Genomic DNA, 18,799 nt, shown 5'->3' with positions numbered 1-18,799 from the left:
GGGGGGGGGGGGGGGGTAAAAGACGATGCCCCTGACCAGTTCGGTTGCCATGGGGATGCCCACCTGCTCGAAGGAAGCGATGGTACCCGTGGGCTCCACTCTCAAAAACGCCCGCATACCGTCTTCTGGAGCCCAAAAACATGAGACCCTATATAGAGACACAGCCACAGACGCACCTCCGCCTGAATGGGGTAGTAGAGTCAGAAAGGCACAGCATGCAGACTAAGCCCTCCATCATTGCCGTCGATATGGATGGCACCTTCCTCACCGACTCCAAAACGTTCGACACCGAACGTTTCTCGCGCATCCTATCCCGCCTGCAGGCGCAGGGCATCCACTTTGTTGTGGCGAGCGGAAACACCTACGCCAAGCTGCAGGACTATATGCGCGGCTTCGAGAACCAGGGTCTCATCTATATCGCTGAAAACGGTGCGTATCTTGCCGATGAGAGTGGCAAGCTTGCCGTGCATCCCTTTCTGGACGAAGATGTGCCGCGCATTATTGAGGTAGTGCAGGGATTGGACCGGATCGGTCTGCTGGTTTGCACCACCGAAGGTATCTACCTGCCCAAGGACCGTTGCGACCAGATTGTGCACATGATTCGCGGCTATTTTGAAGACACCGGTCAGGAGCTTCCCGAAACCCTCACGTTGGAGGACTTTGCGGCGTTCTTCTTCCCCGGCTCGGTCATGGTTGACTCTGTTGAGGATTTTGAGGGCGCACCCATTAAGTTCCCGCTGTTGACTCCGCCTAAGCAGACGCAGCAGTTGAGCGTTTACCTGCGTGAGGTTCTTCCGCAGACCGTCACTCCGATGGTTAGCGGCTTCGGTGCCATTGATCTGGTGCGTACCGGTGTCAATAAGGCGACCGGTCTGGAGGACCTGTGCGAGCGTCTGGATGCTGATCCGGCGGGCATTCTTGCCTTCGGTGACGGTGAGAACGACATGGAAATGCTCCGCTACGCGGGCTGGGGTGTTGCCATGTCTAATGCCCCGGAGGTTGTGCGAAATGCTGCTGATGAGGTGATTGGCTCGAACGAGGAACAGGCAGTTCTGGAGTATCTGGAACAGCTCCTGGACCGTTTGGAAGCTTCGCACTAGACGCTTCACAAAGAGACGCGCAGAAGCCTTTGCATGCGGGGCGGCGCGGGCCTGGGTGAACCTCAGGTAAACACCGCCCTGAAATATTCTGGCAAGGTCGCTAGAAGCCCATGCTGGTAACGAACAGCGCCCGTGAGCACAGAATCTATCCGATATAATTAACAGAATTAGTTTTGTACCCGTTTAAGGAGAGAAAGATGGCGGGAAACCCGCTTCTGAATTCAATGACGAAGAATGTCACTCAGGGTGACTCTCGTTTCGGTCGTTTTGGTGCGCAGCCGCAGCAGACCAGCCAGCAGGCGCAGTACGGTCAGCAGGCACAGTACGGTCAGCAGCAGACCTATGGCCAGTACGGTCAGCAGTATGATCAGCAGGGCTACGGCCAGAACACCTACGGCCAGCAGCCCTATGGCCAGCAGTATGGTCAGCCCCAGTACGGTCAGCAGGCACAGTACGGCCAGCCGTACGGTGAGGCTGACTACGGCGTAGCAGCCCCCACCTACTCGGAGCCCATCCCCGCCGGTGAGCGCCTGACCATGAACGATGTCTTGGTTAAGACCGGTATCAACCTGGGCCTGGTCGCTGTCGGTGCCGCTGTTGCATGGAATGCACCGGTGCTGCTGCTCCTGGGCATGGTTGGCGGTCTGGTCCTGGGTCTGGTGAACTCCTTCAAGAAGAAGGTTTCCCCGATTCTGGTCATGACCTACGCGCTCATGGAAGGTCTGCTACTCGGTGGTCTGTCCGCTGTTGTGGATATGCGCTACCCCGGCGTGGCAGTTCAGGCGGTTCTGGCAACCCTCGTGGTTGCGGGTGTGACCCTGGCTCTCTTCGCCAACGGCAAGATTCGCACCACCCCCAAGCTGAATAAGATTTTCATGATTGGTGCGCTCAGCTACCTGGGTTACGGCCTGGTGTCCATGCTGACCGCGGGTATCTTCGGTTCCTCGCTGAACAGCTTCTCCATCGGCGGTATTCCGCTGGGTCTGGTCGTTGGTCTGTTCGCTGTCGCGCTGGCAACCTACTCGCTGCTGCTGGACTTCACCACCACCTCCGAGGCTGTGGAGGCGGGCCTGCCCGAGCGTGAGTCCTGGCGCCTTGCTTTCGGCCTGACCGCTTCTCTGGTCTGGCTGTACGTTGAGATTCTGCGCGTTCTCATGTACCTGGCAAGCATCTTTAGAAACGACTAAAGCTCACTTTGAGGCGGCGGTACCGTGATGGTGCCGCCGCCTTTGCCGCTTTACTTCCCCGGTGCATCGAGGCGCGGGGAGAGCACACAATAACAACACCACACACCGCCTCCGATGGGGTAGCTGAAGCTACCCCGCACGAGTGCGACACCGATAACGATTTGGAGACACCGTGAAAATTACACCTGTTGCAGAAGAACATGTAGCCGAGGAGGAGCGCGGCTACCGGGTTCCTTTTGCCATGGAAGTTGCCGGTGCTTGGGCGTGGCGCATCATTATGATTGCCGGTGCCGGCTGGATCCTATGGAAGGGTCTGGGGCACGTCTCCCTGCTGGTTATTTCTCTTCTGGTGGCTTTGCTTCTGGCGGCTCTGTTGAGCCCCGCCGTGATGCTTCTGCGTAAGAAGGGTGTTCGTGCCGGTGGCGCGGCGGCTATTGCCGAAATCGGTATGATTCTGGTGCTCGCCGGTATTATTTCGCTGACCGGTCAGCAGATTCTGCGTGGTTTTGTGTCCATGGCGGATAAAGCGGTGCAGGGCTACCAGCAGCTGATTGGTTGGTTGAAGAACCTCGGCTACGAGTTCGGTGCCGACCAGATGAACCAGCTGTTGGATCAGATGGAGAGCGCTGTAACCAATAACCCCAGCTCCGTGCTGCACGGTGTATCTCAGGTGGGTTCGACTGCGGCTGAGGTTGCGACCGGTACCCTGCTGACCCTGTTTACCCTGGTCTTCTTCCTGATGGAGGGCGAGCGTATCTGGCTGTTCGTCACCCGCCTCTTCCCGAAGGATGCGCGTGCCGCAGTCAACGGTGCGGGTCGCGCGGGCTGGAAGTCCCTGGGCGCGTACGTGCGCGTTCAGATTCTGGTGGCGGCTATTGACGCTATCGGCATCGGTATTGGTGCCGCAATTCTGGGTGTTCCGCTGGCTATCCCGCTGGGTGTGCTGGTCTTCCTCGGCTCCTTCGTTCCGGTGATTGGTGCCCTCATCTCCGGTGCTGTGGCTGTGCTGTTGGCGCTGGTTGCTCTGGGGCCGGTGCAGGCGCTGATTATGCTCGGTATTGTTCTGCTGGTTCAGCAGCTCGAATCCCACATTCTGCAGCCGCTCATTATGGGTAAGGCTGTCTCCCTGCACCCGCTGGCGGTTATTTTCTCGGTGGCTGGTGGATCCATGATTTTTGGTGCCGTGGGCGCGCTGTTCGCGGTGCCGACGCTGGCCGTGGTGAACTCGGTGGTGCGCTACCTGGCGAATCGCGGTTGGGAACACGATCCCAGCCTGCGCGATGAGGAGTTCCTCTTCCCGCACGAGGTGGCTCGCCGCGAGCAGGCTGAGGAGAAGGCCCAGGAACGGCAGGAGAGCGTCAAGAATCTGGCCTCCCGGGTGCCGAGCCGTCAGAAGGCTGAGGAGCCTGAGAACCAGGCTTCCGAGGCTTCGGACTCCTCCGAAGACTAGGGGCCTGCATCGAGCGGGAGGTTTTGGCGTAGGGCACCCCGCCACCCTCGATAACGCACCGCTAACTCGTCCCGGCGATACCGCCGGCCGCGATGCCGTCTACGGCGGTGTCTCGCCAGGGGGCTACTTGCGACCGGGTAGCCCCCTTCGCTGTACCCATCCTCTAAAATGGGATGAGCAATACATCACCATCCCGCGCCCGCGGGACAACGCACCGTCAGAATGGAAAACCCGTGAGCGTAGATCTCGACTCCCTGCCCGTGACCATTACCGATATTGAACGTGCCGCAGAGCTGCTCGAAGGCGTTATTGAACGCACCCCCGTCGCTCATTCGCGTGCGCTGAGCCAGCGCCTCGGTTCAGAGGTTTTCTTCAAGTGCGAGAACCTGCAGCGTGCCGGTTCCTTCAAGGTGCGCGGCGCGTACGTGCGTATGGCGAAGCTTTCCGAGGAGGAGAAGAAACGCGGCGTCGTGGCGGCGAGTGCGGGTAACCACGCTCAGGGTGTGGCTCTGGCTGCTGACCGTCTGGGCATTAAGGCCCGTATTTACATGCCGCTGGGTGCGGCGCTGCCGAAGATTACCGCGACCCGCGATCACGGCGCGGAGGTTGAGCTGCACGGCGTGACCGTGGATGAGGCTCTGGCGGAGGCGAAGCGCTACGCCGAAGAGACCGGCGCGGTGTTCGTGCACCCCTTCGACAATGAAGACATTATTGCCGGCCAGGGCACTATCGGCCTGGAGATTCTGGAGCAGGTTCCGGACGTTGACACCGTCATTGTGGGCGTCGGCGGCGGTGGTCTGCTGGCTGGTCTGTCCGCTGCTATCCGCGCGAAGGAGCAGAAGCTCGGTAAGAAGATCAAGATTATTGGTGTTCAGGCGGAGCACGCGGCGGCGTACCCGCTGTCGCTGGCTGCGGATGCTCTGGTGCCGCTAAAGAAGGTTTCCACCATCGCTGACGGTATTGCGGTGGGCCGCCCCGGCCAGATGCCTTTCTCCATCATTAAGGAGCTGGTAGACGATGTGGCGACCGTGAGTGAAGACGATATCGCTCGCGCCCTGATCTTCCTGATGGAACGTAACAAGCTTGTGGTGGAGCCTGCCGGTTCGGTGCCCGTGGCGGCGCTGATGAACGGCAAGTTGAAGGAAGAGTACGGCGACCTGGGTACCGTCGTGTGCGTGCTCTCCGGCGGCAATATTGATCCGATGCTGATGCTGAAGGTAATTCAGCGTGGTCTGTCTGCGGCTGGCCGCTACATGACCGTGAAGATGATGCTGTCTGACCGTCCGGGTGAGCTGGCTACCATTTCCCGCATTATTTCTGAGAACGACGCGAACGTGACCGGTGTGGATCACACCCGTGTGGGTGGTTCGCTGTCCATGGGCGATGTGTCGATTACCATCGACATGGAAACCAAGGGTGTGGAGCATTGCCGCCAGGTGATTTCTGCCCTGGAGGATGAGGGTTTCAAGCCCATCATCGTCTACTAAGCCGATGAACTGCAATAGTTGCACCTGAGCCTTATAGGTAGAACGCAATTCAATAGATAAAAAACAGTGCGGGGTGCTGACCGTTATAGTCAGCACCCCGCACTGTTTGTTTTAAATCTAGCGCTGTCTCGCAGCCTAGCTTCTTAGCTAGTCTCTTAGCCCTGGTAAGGGGTCACGGAGACAATCTTGGCGCTCAGTTCCTTACCGTTCGGAGCGGTGTAGGAAACCTCGTCGCCCTGCTTAGCACCCATGATTGCGGCACCCAGCGGCGACTTCTCGGAGAAGACCTTCAGGTCGGTGCCGGCAGGGAGGGTGTCCTCAATTTCGCGGGAGCCGAGCAGGAACTTCAGGGTGCGGCCTGCAACCTCAGCTTCGATGACCATGCCGTGGCTTACCACGCCGTCATCAACGGGCGCCTCACCAATCTGTGCGGTTTCGAGCAGGTGCTTGAGCTGCTTGATACGCGCCTCGTTCTTAGCCTGCTCATCGCGTGCCGCGTGGTAGCCGCCGTTCTCGCGGAGGTCACCCTCATCGCGCGCCTGGGCGATGCGGTCAACGATTTCCTGACGGTACGGACCGGAGAGGTGCTCCAGCTCCTGGGTGAGGCGGTCGAAGGCGTCCTGAGTGAGCCATGCACCGGTGTTTTCAGCCATGCGTGTCCTTTGCTTATGCGCCGGCTCTGCCGGTGCGAAACGAATAAACCCGCTACCGCGTGCCGCGTTCAATGCGCGGCGGTACCGGTAACGGAATGAATCAACAGACCTATTCTAGAGCACCGGAGGATTTTCGGCTGTTATGCCGGTCGTATCTTCCCCTCTGAACGCATCTTCGTCGGTACGCACGCCGGTAGCTGAACACTCCGCCAGCATCAGCCTGTTTCATGCCCGTGAATCTGCTGATATGACGGCACGTTTCACGATGTCACACGGCGTCATCTGCGCTAGTACACCGGCGCTATCCTTGGGTATCATACGAGAAGCTACAACCGTAAAATTTCTGCCGTGTAGCGCTCGTATTCGCGAGTCACAGACACATCATCGACCCCCTGGCGCATCATCTAAAGGAGACCACCGTGAGCGAAGCCATTGAACAGCTGAAGGCAAACCTGCCGTCTCACCCTCCCGTGGACTCCCTCAAACCCCTGGAGGAGGACTACACCGGTCTGCGCATCCTCGCGGTGCACGCCCACCCGGACGACGAGTCTTCCAAGGGCGCCGGTACCGCCTCGGCGTATATTGCCCGTGGCGCCCGCTTCATGGTGGCGACGATGACCGGCGGCGAGCGCGGTGACATCCTGAACGAGGAGATCGATAAGAGCCCGCGTGCGCACCGCGACCTGCCGGGTCTGCGCCGTGCTGAGATGGCGGCTGCCCGCGAGATTATGGGTATTGAGCACCGCTGGATTGGCTTCTTCGACTCGGGTCTGCCCGAGGGCGACCCCATGTCGCCGCTTCCCTTCGGTAGCTTTGGCACCATGCCCCTGGACCGTGCCGCCGCGCCGCTCGTGCGTCTGGTGCGTGAGTACCGCCCCCACATCATCATCACCTATGACGAGATCGGCGGTTACCCGCACCCCGACCACATCATGACCCACAAGGTTGCCGTGGAAGCATTCGAGAAGGCAGGCGACCCGGAAGCCTACGTGGGTGAGGGTGAGCCCTGGACCCCACTGAAGCTCTACTACGACCGCGCATTCAACCCCGAACGCACCCTCGCCCTGCACGAGCATCTGCTCGATACGCACGGTGAGAGCCTGCTGAGCGGCTGGATTGAGAACCTCGCGCACCGCGCCTCCTCGGGGGAGGCACCTCGCCACGAGACTACGACCCGCATCCTGGTTCACGAGCACTTTGAGCAGCGCGATCAGGCTTTGCGCGCGCACGCCTCGCAGGTGGACCCGAACGGCGTGTTCTTCGCCGTTCCCAGTGAACAGCTGAAGGACATTTGGCCCTGGGAGGACTACACGCTGGCCGCCTCGCATACTGAGGTTCAGCTGCCCGAATCTAGCCTGGACGAGGGCCTGAGCGACTACTACGTTATCTAGGCTGGGGCGCAGCGCCCCGCGCGTTACAATGATGCCCTTCACCCACGATATGAGTCGTAGGTGAAGGGCATCAACTATTATTAGGCGCGCGATGCGTGCAGCCCCTGTACGCACCCCGGATACCGCCACCAGCCGCCACAAATTTTGAGCCGATTCTCAGCCCAACCGCGATGCTGATTGCCGCGAAGGTACGGCGCGGCGGCGTAGAATAAGAGCTTGGACTCTTTCGTTATGAGCCCGCTGAATTATCTGCCACGACAGCCGAATGAGGTATGAGCTATGAGCGCCAACGCCCTGCCCGTGATTACTGTGCACGGCCACGCCAGCAACCCCGGCACTGTCACTGAGCCTACCATCTATGAGCAGGCTCTGGCGCGCTCGCTGAGCCCCGAATCCCTGCCGGCACATATTGGAGTGCTGGTGGACGGTAACCGCCGCTGGGCGGCTCAGCGCGGCTTGAGCACCCGTGAGGGCCACGCCGCCGGTGCGGAGCGAATTATTGATTTTCTGGCCTGGTGTACTGAGCTGTCGATTCCGCAGGTGAGCCTGTACATGCTCTCCACTGAGAACCTGAAGCGCCCCGAGAAGGAGCTGACCGGCCTGGTCGCTGTGATTGATGCATTTCTGGTGCGTCTGGTGGAGTCCGCCTGCGGTCCGGTGCGCGCCATCGGCAATATTGACCTAATTCCTCCTCAGCTGCACGAGCGCCTGGATTGGGCGATTGAGCAGACTGCGCACCTACCCGGTGTTCGCGTGAACATTGCGGTCGGTTACGGCGGCCGCCAGGAGATTGTGGACGCGGTCCGCTCGGTTCTGCGCGAGGCTGCCGCTGAGGGGGCATCCTTGGACTCGCTTGCCGAACAGCTGAGCGTGGAGGATATTTCTTCGCACCTGTACACCGCCGATATGCCCGACCCGGACCTGCTGATTCGCACTTCGGGCGAGCAGCGCCTGTCCGGTTTCATGACCTGGCAGAGTGCGTATTCTGAGTTTTACTTCTGCCGCGCCCTGTGGCCGGATTTCACACGCGTTGATTTTCTGCGTGCCCTGCGGGATTACGCGAACCGTTCCCGCCGCTTCGGTTCCTAGAACTTAGATGCTCTAGCGCCTATGTACTCTAGTGCCGCTGGCTAGTAGTCTGCCGGTAGTACAGCCTCCAGCAATACAGAATGGACGTTCTATGCTCGCTGAGCTTTCCCGCCTCTACAACGCTGGAGGCGCCTCCACAATTGCCGCTCTGGTGCTCGGCAGCTACCTGCTGTATTTTCTGTGGTGCGCCCTGCGGCTGTGGCGTATTGACGTGCGGGAGCACCGTCTGCCGCACCGCATCCTGATTCCTTTGGCTATTGCCACCTATACGGCGCTGCCGGTGTCTTTGCTTTTTGCCGGTCGCCCCGCCGATATTTGGCGTGTGATTGGTGCCGGTCTGGTGCTGTGGTTCTGCTACCTGCTTCTGCGTATTCTGTCCTTCGGCGCGCTGGGCCGCGGGGATGTGAAACTTGCCGGTATTCTGGGCGGCGTGCTCGGGTACCTGTCCTGGGCGAATCTGGGCTGGGCGTCGCTGGTGACGTTCCTTGCCGGTGGTCTGGTGTCTTTGGCTCTGGTGCTGTTCACGAAGGCGCGCGGTAGCACCCGCATTGCCTTCGGTCCGTTTATGCTTCTGGGGGCGCTGGTGGCGTTGGCTGCTCCGGCGTATTCTCTGTGGTAGATTCCGAAGTAGGGTGACCGTCCGGCTAAATGGCGGGTTCGTTCTGTGTGCGGCCCGCGGCTGTTCGCTCTGCTCTCTAGCACCTATTTCTCGGCGGAACTGCCGGGGTTTTTGAAAGGTTGATGTTATGCCTACCCCTCCCTATATCCGTAAGCTGCGTGAGCGGATCGGTTCGGATTACCTGTGGCTGTCCGGTGCGACGGCTGTGGTGTACCGTGAGCAGGATTCTAAGGTGCTGCTGGTGCGCCGTAGCGATAACGGGGCGTGGACCCCGATTACGGGCATTGTGGACCCGGGGGAGAGCCCCGCGCTGACCTGCCTGCGTGAGGCGCAGGAGGAGGCGAACGTGCAGATTGAGGTGCTGGAGCTGGCGCAGGTGAAGGCTGACCCGCCGATGCAGTTCGGTAATGGTGACCGCTGCCAGTTCTTGGATCATACGTTCTTGTGCCGCTGGGTTTCTGGTGAGGCGAAGGTGAACGACGAGGAGTCTTCGCAGGTGCGTTGGGTGGATGTGTCTGACCCGGCGGAGCGTGCGTTGCTTTCGGAGCGGATGCTGGACCGTATTGATGCGGCGCTGAACTATGACGGCCACTGCCGTTTTGGTTTGGAGTCGGTGCCGCCGGAAGAGCTCTAGACCGGTTACTGGGACTGAGTAAAAGCCGCTGAACTAAACCTGCACATACAGAGGGAGGGGCGACCCGCCGTCATGGCGAGTCGCCCCTCCCTCATTTTTGTGACAGTTTGTTACATGTTATTGGGTGGTTCTTCCTGTTTTTCTGTGGGATTGAAGAGCTAAAATCCCAAGTTTTGCTGTGGCTTTGCCTTGTTTATGTCTTTTTTACCTTAAGTTGTGCCTGCGTATCGAGCTATGAGTGGTGTACATGAGATGCTTTATATATGACACGGGTTACATTGGGAGTGACGGCCCCGTATTAGTCAGTAACCCGAGAAAGATTCGTTCACGTGATGTTCTGGTGAGCGTAGTCGCTTTCCTTTTACTCTGCCTATAAATCTTTAAGGCATGCCATTTTTCTGTGAACTAGGCTCATTGTGTTCATCGCAATTCTTGGGCGCTATTTTGACGCGCCCTGGAAGGAGCAAAGCATGACAACACACAAAATACCCTGGAGAATCTACGTAGCCCTTATCGGCTCTCTGGTAGGTACAGGAATATATTCCTTCGCTCTACCCATTGCGATTCTCGCTAGTACAGGCGAAATTGGGCTGGCTGGCGTAATGGCGGTAGCCATGCAAATCCCCAATATCGCCTTGGCATATCCACTAGCAACCCTATCGGATAGTCTGCCTCGAAAACCTATGATTGTGATTGCCGGGGCAGTAAACATCCTCAGCATCCTTACCTTGGCGTTGATGATTGAGCAGCATATGCTGTCATGGTTCGCCATCGCCGCACTAGGATTTGTGAGTGGTGTCTTCTCCGAGCTGGCTGCTGCCTCAGAAGCAGGATATATTCCGCAGCTTCTCGGACGAGAAAACCTTCTTTCGTACAATGCACGTCGTGAAATTTGCGAGGGAATATCCGCAATCATTGCGCCCCCTACAGCAGGATTTATTGTTCTTGTCGCGGGTGCAACGGTCGGTCTTATCGTCCCGGTGCTCCTTTTCGGAGCGGCAACTATTTCATACGCAACGTTGCCATCCGTAGAGATGGAAACTAAAACTGAGCAACGCGAAACCGCACAACATGGGTTTATTCATCGCATGTTTGACGGTATCCAATACATGTTCTCCGGTGCCCCGCAGAGACTTATCCTTGTCTACACGTTCTTCTTGGCGGCAGCTACGGCATCGTATTCACTCATCATTATTTACCGCCTGTATGAGGAGCTCACTTTTGAAGCCTCAGTGGTAGGCATGATTATGGCCTGCAGCGGTATCGGCGGTATTGTCGCGGCGCTCATCATCGATCGTTTCCTCTCTTTCGAGAACACACGAGGAATGCTACTGGTCGCCAACGTCGTATCCCTGCTCGGAATACCGCTGGTCACCATCAGCAATAACCCCGTAGTGCTCGGAGCCTTGCTCTTCATCCTGGACGTAGGATGGGCATCAGCTTTCATCTTCTCCAATAATCTGCGTGACTGCATTACACCGAATGAGCTACTGGGGCGTGCCAGCTCCCTTGACGGCGCTGTGTTTGGGCTAGGAACGCTGTACTCCATGGGCGCGGTAGCACTGATGCTTGACCATCTCGGCTCCTTCAACGCTGCGCTCGTCGTCAGTATCCCAGCTGTACTCTGCCTCATCTACACGCTGGTCCACTATAAACAGTTCAAAGTGTTCAATATTGTTGAACAATAGTGAGAACCCGCTGCCAACTCAATGACGGGGCAGAGAACACATACAGAGGGAGGGGCGACCCGCCGTCATGGCGAGTCGCCCCTCCTTCTATGGTTAAGCCGCGAACCTCAGGCGAAGTTCAGGCGGGTGAGATTAGAAGTTGCCCAGCATCTTGGTGACGTCCAGAGCCGCATCCAGCTGCTCCTCAGTCACTTCGCCGCGCTCCACATAGCCCAGAGCCACAACTGCCTCACGGACAGTCACCTTGTGAGCCACCGAGTACTTAGCAATCTTCGCAGCAGCCTCGTAACCAATCAGCTTGTTCAGCGGGGTCACGGTCGACGGCGAAGCCTCAGCCAGGAAGCGGCAACGGTCAACATTAGCGGTTAGACCGTCAATCATCTTCTCAGCCGAAACGCGAGAAACATTAGCGAGCAGGCGGATTGACTGCAGCAGGTTAGCAGCCATCACCGGAATACCCACGTTCAGCTCAAACGCGCCGTTAGTGGAAGACAGAGCAATGGTTGCGTCATTACCGATGACCTGAGCTGCAACCATGATGGTAGCCTCACAAATCACGGGGTTGACCTTACCGGGCATAATCGAGGAGCCGGGCTGCAGATCGGGGATGTGCAGCTCGCCCAGGCCGGTGTTCGGGCCCGAACCCATCCAGCGGATGTCGTTGCTGATCTTCATCAGGCCGTACGCCAGGGTGCGCAACTGACCGGAAACCTCAATCAGGCCGTCACGGTTAGCCTGAGCCTCGAAGTGGTTACGAGCCTCGGTCAGGGGCAGGCCGGTCTCCTCAGCAAGCAGCTCAATCACGCGAGCGGAGAAGCCGTCGGGGGTGTTGATGCCGGTACCCACAGCGGTACCGCCCAGGGGAACCTCAGCCACGCGAGGCAGGGAAGCGTTCACACGCTCAATGCCGTAACGCACGGTTGCGGCGTAGCCGGAGAACTCCTGGCCCAGGGTGATGGGGGTTGCGTCCATCAGGTGGGTACGGCCCGACTTCACAACGTCCTTGAACTCTGCGGACTTGCGCTCCAGGGACTCAGCGAGCACCTCGAGAGCGGGAATCAGGTCCTTCACCAGAGCCTCGGTCACAGCAACGTGCACGGAGGTGGGGAAGACGTCGTTGGAGGACTGGGATGCGTTCACGTGGTCATTGGGGTGAACCTCAATACCCTTAGACTCCAGGGAACGGGTTGCCAGGGTTGCCAGAACCTCGTTCGCGTTCATGTTCGAGGAGGTACCGGAACCGGTCTGGAAGACGTCAATGGGGAAGTGGGCGTCGTACTTACCGGTTGCTACCAGATCCGCTGCGTCGCGGATAGCCTGGGCGCGCTCAGCGTCGAGCACCTTGAGTTCCTCATTGGCGGTCGCGGCTGCCTTCTTCACGAGGGCAAGCGCACGAATATGGGCGGATTCGAGGGTCTGACCCGAAATCGGGAAGTTCTCGACTGCGCGCTGGGTCTGTGCACGGTAGAGTGCATCAGCCGGAACGCGAACTTCGCCCATGGTGTCATGTTCAATGCGGTATTCAATGTTTTCAGCCATACCTCTAGGATAGGCGTTCAAAGTGGCTTACGTCGCCTCGAAAAGGTGTCAAAAGAGGAAAAACGCTCATAAATTTTGAGGCGTGAGAAGGCGCGTAAAAACCCCGCCCCGGTAGATGTGCGAACATGCTACCGTGGCGGGGGTATCCCATAGAAAAATCTGTTGTTAAGTGCGAGCATGTGGGTTCTCGCGCTAAGGCTCGTAATGAGCGGAGAAGAGGAAACCTAGTCCAGGTTCTCCGCAACCACAACGCGCGGGGGAGTCTTCACGACCACCGGAAGCGCCTGAGTCGGCGGGTTCTGCGCGTCGTTCTTCTCCTCCGGCAGGGTCAGGTCCTGCGAGCTGAACACCAGCTCCGCCTTACCCTCCTTCAGATGGTAGAAGACACCAATCACGGCGACCTTACCCTCAACCACCGCATCCGAAATGATGTGGGACTGCTCAATAATGCGGATGGCGGTCTGGCGGGTGTGCTCACGCACCATGTCGTTAACGACCGGGTTCTCCGGCAGCTTCGGGGACATCACCGAAGGCAGGATGTGCTGCACCAGGTTACGGATGAAGCCGTGCGGCATCTCACCGGACTCCAAGGACTTGCTGGCCGCAGTCACAGCACCGCAGGAGTCGTGACCGAGAACCATCACAATGGGGGTCTCAAACTCATCAACCGCGTACTCCAACGAACCGAGCGCGGCATTCTCCAGGACGTGGCCGGCGGTACGCACCACGAACGCGTCGCCCAGGCCCAGATCAAAAATAATCTCTGCCGCGAGGCGAGAGTCACCGCAACCGAAAATCGAGGCGAACGGGAACTGACCCGATGCCAGGTCGGTACGGCGAATCGTGTCCTGGTTGGGGTGCTCATTGCTACCCTCAACAAAACGGCGGTTACCGTCCTTCAGACGCTTCCATGCTTCTGCGGGAGTCGGTTGGATGCCAGCCATGTGATGCTCCTTAGCGGACAAATACAGATAACGCGTGCCGTCGGAGCCAGCGAATCTGCGAACGGGTATATGGGGCTTCAGGCGCTCGCGCTGAAGCTCAGCTCCTTGCCGGGAGCCTCCCGGAGAAAGAACCTACCTCAAATATGCCTTAAATATGCGAAAAATAGCTAGTTTGGCACGCCTTCACAACACCCAAAATCAGTGCCTCAGAGCGTATGAAGCGCCGAAGAGAGACGCAGCCCTCACCAATTTGCCGCATCTGCTCACCTTAAAGTCAACACGCACGCAAACTCGTTCAGAACAAGAAAAACGAAGCGCCCGCGCGCTATCCTGAAAGGAGCACTACTGCGTCGGCGACTTCGTGCTGGAAAGAACCAGCCAGCCGACGGTGTATTCAGAAATCTCGAAGGTGAGTCTATGACTACGAACAACAACCACGGCGATCGCAACCTCGCAATGGAACTGGTCCGCGCGACTGAGGCAGCAGCAATTGCTGCAGGCCCCTGGGTCGGCGCAGGCGAAAAGAATCTCGCAGATGGTGCAGCCGTAGACGCAATGCGTTACCGCCTCTCCACCGTCAGCTTCAACGGCACCGTCGTCATCGGTGAAGGCGAGAAGGACAAGGCTCCCATGCTGTACAACGGCGAAAACGTCGGCGACGGCTCCGGTCCCTCCCTCGACGTGGCGGTTGACCCCATCGACGGTACCCGCCTGACCGCACTCGGCATGGACAACGCCCTCTCCGTGATTGCTGTGGCAGACGGTGGCACCATGTTCGACCCCTCCGCAGTGTTCTACATGGAGAAGCTGGTCACCGGCCCCGACGCCGCAGAGTTCGTCGACCTGCGCCTGCCCGTCAAGCAGAACCTGCACCTGGTCGCTAAGGCTAAGGGCAAGAAGGTCAGCGAGCTGACCGTATGCGTGCTGGACCGCCCCCGCCACGCCAAGCTGATCCAGGAGATTCGCGAGGCCGGCGCCCGTACCCGCATCATCCTCGACGGTGACGTCGCCGGCGCTATCGCAGCCTGCCGCGAAAACACCGGCGTGGACCTCATGCTCGGCACCGGCGGCACCCCCGAAGGTGTTGTCGCAGCATGCGCTATCAAGGCAACCGGTGGCGTCATCCAGGGCCGCCTGGCACCGACCGACGAGGCAGAACGTGAAAAGGCACTGGAAGCCGGCCACGACCTCGACCGTGTGCTGACCACCAACGACCTGGTCACCAGCGACAACTGCTTCTTCGCCGCAACCGGTATCACCGACGGCAAGCTGCTGCGCGGCGTGCGCTACAGCAAGAACGTTGTGACCACCCAGTCGCTGGTTATGCGTTCCTCCTCGGGTACCGTGCGTACCGTCGAGGCAGAGCACCGCCTCTCCCGCCTGCGCGAGATTCTCTCGCACACCAAGAGCCCCGAAGAGCAGTAATCTTCGAAGCGCAGTAATCTTCGAAGCGCAGTAATCCTCGAAGGGCAGTAATCTTCGCCCCCGCAAGGGCTGAGGAGCCGCGCTAAGACTCCTCGAACATTGCACATACATACGCGCAGGAGCCGCCCCCACCGAAGAACTCGGTGAGGGCGGCTCCCTCATGTATTTAGCTTTTAGTTCTCAGGATACGCCCCAGTAAGGACGAGCCTGAACCCGTTAGCGAGAGCGGAAAGACTGAACCTTCGCCTTCGCCTTCGACACAGCATCACGAACTGCCGGACGAGCCTTGTACGCCAGCGTGTAGGCGCGGTAACCCAACGAGGTTACCGGAACATCCCAGGTACCCGGGTACTCCACCGACTCGCCGCCGAAGGACTTCTTGAACTTCGTGAAACCAGCCCACTCGTGATCCGGCTGATCCTCCGGCGCAATACCGAAGAGGTCAACGTACTTCAGACCCTTACGCTTAGCGTCCAGGATAAAGTTCGTCACCACCACAACACCTGCACTAAGGTTGCGGTGCTCAAAAGAAGCCGCAGCGTGCGCGTAGGTGCGGGTGTCATCCGAATCGTACACAAACGCCGCCGCGATCGGGGTGCTCTCACCGTTCTCATCGGTCAGCTTCGCAATGTACAGGGACGCCGCACCGGCGGGCATCAGCACGCGAGCAACCTGCATCAGGTACTCATCCTGCTGACGGTTAAAACCGTTACGGTCCGCGGTTTCCTCGAGGAAGCCGAAGAGAATCGTCATATCCGAGGGATTGGTCGAAACCTCAACGGTCACGCCCTTTTTGTGGAGATTACGATGACGATTACGGTAACTGGGGATCATTCCCTTGAGGATTTCGTCCTCAGAGCCCGAAAGATCAATAATCTGAGTGTGCGAAGGCTGCACCTGGCGAGGAGCCAGAACCGCGCCGCGACGAGCCAGGAAAGTAGCCGCATCCTGATCGCCCCAAATAGCGGATTCAGTGGGTTCAATGCGCACAAACAGGCAACGAAGCTTCGCAGCCTCTTCCTTCAATGACGCGAGAGCCTCATCAAAAGCCACAGCGCTGGAGGCGACCGGTCCGTACGGGCTGTACAGGTAGCGGCCGGTAGCGCCGCCCTCAACGGTTGCAAGGTACGACCAGCCGTTACCGCTCTTACGGATTACGGTGTGACCATTAGATTCCTGAAAACGTGCCCAAATATCGGACTGAAGAATATTGCTCATACTTCTAGTGTATCCGAGCTTAGGGAACGTAAGCCTGGGGCTCCGACGAGGCCTCGGGAGCAGAAGCGGGGCGGGGGGCGGAGGAGCTCTCCTCCGCCTCGCGCTCGGCCGCTGCCTTAGCCTTCGCCTCGGCAACTCGGGTGCGCAGAGCGGCTCCCTTGTCCATCGCGGTCTGGCGCAGATCCTGAGAGAACTGACGCAAATCAGCGTGAACCTGCTGAGCAAACGCATCGGTACCCGAACCCAGAATACGCAGAGCCAGCAGACCCGCATTGCGAGCACCGTTAATGGAGACGGTAGCTACCGGAACACCGGCGGGCATCTGAACAATCGACAGCAGCGAGTCCATGCCCTCGAGGTTCTTCAGACGCACCGGAACACCAATCACAGGCAGAGCGGTGACGGAAGCGAGCATACCGGGCAGGTGAGCGGCGCCGCCGGCGCCAGCAATAATCACGCGAATACCGCGGCTGTGAGCCTTCTTGCCGTACTCAATCATGTCCTCGGGCATGCGGTGTGCAGAAACAACATCAGCCTCGTAAGGGATGCCGAACTCGTCCAGAACCTCGGCTGCGGCCTCCATGACCGACCAGTCCGAATCCGAACCCATCACAATGCCAACAATGGGCTGGGAAGAATTATAGGGAGACTGAGACATAATCCTCATATCCTTTCAGGATGCGGTGGCGAACCACCATCAATAGGGTGCGTCGGATACGCAGGATACTCTCACCCCACGCACCGGCTAAAAATAGGGCTACAGGGGGCGGCCGTCACGCAAAATGGAGGCGGCATTCGCGGCGCTATGGCGCAACGCCTCAAGCTCAGCCACCGTGCCGGTAATGTTCACGTGACCAATCTTGCGGCCCGGGCGGGTTTCCTTGCCGTAGAAGTGAATCTTCGCGCGCGGTTCAGCTGAAAGCGCCAGCGGGTAGACGCCGAAAATGTCTTCGTTCTCGCCGCCCAGGTAGTTCTTCATCACGGCAACACCCTCCAGCACGGAGGTATCACCCAGCGGCAGGTCAAGTACCGCACGCAGATGCTGCTCAAACTGGCTGGTCACCGAGCCGTCCTGAGTCCAGTGGCCGGTATTGTGCGGGCGCATCGCCAGCTCGTTGATGTAGAAGCCGGCGGGGGAGCCGGGCACCTCGAAAAGCTCAGCAGCCATGACACCGGTGACCCCCAGCTCGGAGGCAATGGTCACCGCGGCGGCTGCGGCAGCCTCCGCAATCTCGGGGTCCAGGTCCTGCGCGGGTGCAATAACCTCATCACAGATGGAGTTCACCTGGATGGTCTCAACAACCGGCCAGGGACGCACCTCGCCGCTTTCACGGCGAGCCACTAGAGCGGAGAGTTCACGGGTAAAGGGAACCTTCTCCTCGGCAAGCAGGGCGGAGAAATCGGTGCGGGAAGGCAACTGCTCGAACCACGCAGTACTGCGCTCGCGAGCCTCCTCGGGGGAATCCAGAACGAGTACGCCCTTGCCGTCGTAACCGCCGCGCGGGGTCTTCAGCACCATGGGCCAGCCAATTTCATCGCCGAAGGCGAGCAGTTCGTCCAGGGTAGAAACCTTAGCCCAGCGGGGGTTCGGCAGGCCCAGACGCTCAATAGCGGCGCGCATCAGGAGCTTGTCCTGAGCGTACTGGAGAGCTTCGGGACGGGGCTGAACATTCACACCCTCCGCCATGAGGGTGCGCAGAAATTCAGTGGGCACGTGCTCATGATCGAAAGTGATGACATCCTTGCCGCGAGCAAATTCGCGGAGGGTGTCCAGATCTTTGTAGTCCCCGACGGGAGCGGTACGTACCGCTGCCACGGCGCCAACGGTGGGCGCCTCCGCGAGAATCTGCAGGTTCAGGCCAAGGTTAGTTGCTGCGGGAGCCATCATGCGGGCCAGCTGGCCGCCGCCGATGACACCAATTACGGGTCCAGTCACAGGGTAAGTCACATCACCTAAGTGTACCGGGTTCGGAGTGCTTATGGGAGCAAGACCACATGAAGGTCGCAGAATGGGTTCAACTGGGCTTCAGAGCCCAATATTTGGGCGTGAATACCGGAAGAAATCGTAAAAACCTGCCTTCTGCGCGGTCAGGCAGAGACGAAACTATCAGCGCATGATGAAAAGAGTCACCCGGTAGCTGAGAGGTCTATGGAAAAACTCCCAAAGGGACAAACATGAACTGCGCCCCGAAACTTGGACGCATTAAATAGTAACCCCTATACGGCTTCCCTCAGGGCCTGAACCCGGTACTCTACCGGAGTCAGGCCCTTAAGCTTTACCTGACGCCTTACCGTATTCCAGTGCGTGATATAGGCATCAAGGTCAACCTTGAAACTCTCAAAGCTCTGCCAGTCCTGCCCACGGAAGAACTCAT

General features: G+C 58.9%; 17 protein-coding genes. 10 read left to right on the top strand and 7 right to left on the bottom strand.

Annotated elements, in window-relative coordinates; translation table 11 throughout:
* Positions 1–215: 215 nt before the first annotated feature.
* From HMPREF2765_RS04310 to ilvA, 4 genes are all read left to right on the top strand, one after another.
* Entirely contained in the window at positions 216–1,100 is an 885-nt protein-coding gene (locus HMPREF2765_RS04310) for a Cof-type HAD-IIB family hydrolase (RefSeq protein ID WP_049358312.1), read from the top strand.
* Between the two features lie 197 nt (positions 1,101–1,297).
* Positions 1,298–2,287, top strand: a complete 990-nt coding sequence (locus HMPREF2765_RS04305; RefSeq protein ID WP_049346804.1) for a Bax inhibitor-1/YccA family protein — start codon at positions 1,298–1,300, stop codon at positions 2,285–2,287.
* Between the two features lie 172 nt (positions 2,288–2,459).
* On the top strand, positions 2,460–3,737 hold the full coding sequence (locus HMPREF2765_RS04300) for an AI-2E family transporter (RefSeq protein ID WP_049346801.1): 1,278 nt from the start codon (positions 2,460–2,462) through the stop codon (positions 3,735–3,737).
* A 233-nt stretch (positions 3,738–3,970) separates the two neighbouring features.
* Positions 3,971–5,224 (top strand): threonine ammonia-lyase, encoded by a 1,254-nt coding sequence (gene ilvA, locus HMPREF2765_RS04295; RefSeq protein ID WP_049350045.1) that lies wholly within the window; start codon positions 3,971–3,973, stop codon positions 5,222–5,224.
* A gap of 155 nt (positions 5,225–5,379) precedes the next feature.
* Here the strand turns inward: ilvA and greA are convergent, their stop codons facing one another.
* Positions 5,380–5,877: a transcription elongation factor GreA gene (greA, locus tag HMPREF2765_RS04290; protein ID WP_049327910.1), complete on the bottom strand. Its 498-nt coding sequence runs from the start codon at positions 5,875–5,877 to the stop codon at positions 5,380–5,382.
* Positions 5,878–6,296: 419 nt separating this feature from the next.
* Between greA and mca the strand changes: the two genes are divergently transcribed.
* The 5 genes from mca (at position 6,297) to HMPREF2765_RS04265 (ending at position 11,298) form a co-directional block, all read left to right on the top strand.
* The gene (gene mca, locus HMPREF2765_RS04285; RefSeq protein ID WP_049346795.1) at positions 6,297–7,268 is read left to right on the top strand and encodes a mycothiol conjugate amidase Mca; all 972 of its coding nucleotides are present in this window, start codon (positions 6,297–6,299) and stop codon (positions 7,266–7,268) included.
* Positions 7,269–7,547: 279 nt separating this feature from the next.
* Positions 7,548–8,357, top strand: coding sequence for a polyprenyl diphosphate synthase (uppS, locus tag HMPREF2765_RS04280; RefSeq protein WP_049346793.1), 810 nt, complete (start codon positions 7,548–7,550; stop codon positions 8,355–8,357).
* Positions 8,358–8,448: 91 nt separating this feature from the next.
* The gene (locus HMPREF2765_RS04275; RefSeq protein WP_049346792.1) at positions 8,449–8,976 is read left to right on the top strand and encodes a prepilin peptidase; all 528 of its coding nucleotides are present in this window, start codon (positions 8,449–8,451) and stop codon (positions 8,974–8,976) included.
* A gap of 127 nt (positions 8,977–9,103) precedes the next feature.
* The gene (locus tag HMPREF2765_RS04270) at positions 9,104–9,610 is read left to right on the top strand and encodes an NUDIX hydrolase (RefSeq protein WP_049354996.1); all 507 of its coding nucleotides are present in this window, start codon (positions 9,104–9,106) and stop codon (positions 9,608–9,610) included.
* Positions 9,611–10,080: 470 nt separating this feature from the next.
* Entirely contained in the window at positions 10,081–11,298 is a 1,218-nt protein-coding gene (locus HMPREF2765_RS04265; protein ID WP_044142972.1) for an MFS transporter, read from the top strand.
* Between the two features lie 132 nt (positions 11,299–11,430).
* Here HMPREF2765_RS04265 and HMPREF2765_RS04260 read toward each other — a convergent pair whose 3' ends face one another.
* On the bottom strand, positions 11,431–12,837 hold the full coding sequence (locus tag HMPREF2765_RS04260; protein WP_049338717.1) for a class II fumarate hydratase: 1,407 nt from the start codon (positions 12,835–12,837) through the stop codon (positions 11,431–11,433).
* Between the two features lie 224 nt (positions 12,838–13,061).
* Entirely contained in the window at positions 13,062–13,781 is a 720-nt protein-coding gene (locus HMPREF2765_RS04255; RefSeq protein ID WP_049338718.1) for a carbonic anhydrase, read from the bottom strand.
* 417 nt (positions 13,782–14,198) lie between these two features.
* Here HMPREF2765_RS04255 and glpX point away from each other — a divergent pair, with 417 nt between their 5' ends.
* Positions 14,199–15,206, top strand: coding sequence for a class II fructose-bisphosphatase (glpX, locus tag HMPREF2765_RS04250; protein ID WP_049355887.1), 1,008 nt, complete (start codon positions 14,199–14,201; stop codon positions 15,204–15,206).
* 216 nt (positions 15,207–15,422) lie between these two features.
* Here glpX and HMPREF2765_RS04245 read toward each other — a convergent pair whose 3' ends face one another.
* The 4 genes from HMPREF2765_RS04245 to HMPREF2765_RS09440 form a co-directional block, all read right to left on the bottom strand.
* Positions 15,423–16,424: a lipid II:glycine glycyltransferase FemX gene (locus tag HMPREF2765_RS04245; RefSeq protein ID WP_049362316.1), complete on the bottom strand. Its 1,002-nt coding sequence runs from the start codon at positions 16,422–16,424 to the stop codon at positions 15,423–15,425.
* A gap of 19 nt (positions 16,425–16,443) precedes the next feature.
* Complete coding sequence (purE, locus tag HMPREF2765_RS04240; protein WP_005506874.1) at positions 16,444–17,082, bottom strand: 5-(carboxyamino)imidazole ribonucleotide mutase; 639 nt, start codon at positions 17,080–17,082, stop codon at positions 16,444–16,446.
* Between the two features lie 99 nt (positions 17,083–17,181).
* Positions 17,182–18,372, bottom strand: a complete 1,191-nt coding sequence (locus HMPREF2765_RS04235) for a 5-(carboxyamino)imidazole ribonucleotide synthase (protein ID WP_049352097.1) — start codon at positions 18,370–18,372, stop codon at positions 17,182–17,184.
* A 269-nt stretch (positions 18,373–18,641) separates the two neighbouring features.
* Positions 18,642–18,799 (bottom strand): IS3 family transposase (locus tag HMPREF2765_RS09440; protein ID WP_141749086.1); only part of this gene is annotated, 158 nt, incomplete at its 5' end.

The organism is Rothia sp. HMSC062H08 (genome assembly GCF_001810775.1).
Taxonomy (GTDB): Bacteria; Actinomycetota; Actinomycetes; order Actinomycetales; family Micrococcaceae; genus Rothia.
The sequence above is the reverse complement of the archived record's forward strand: the minus strand, read 5'-3'. Positions and strand labels throughout refer to the sequence as shown.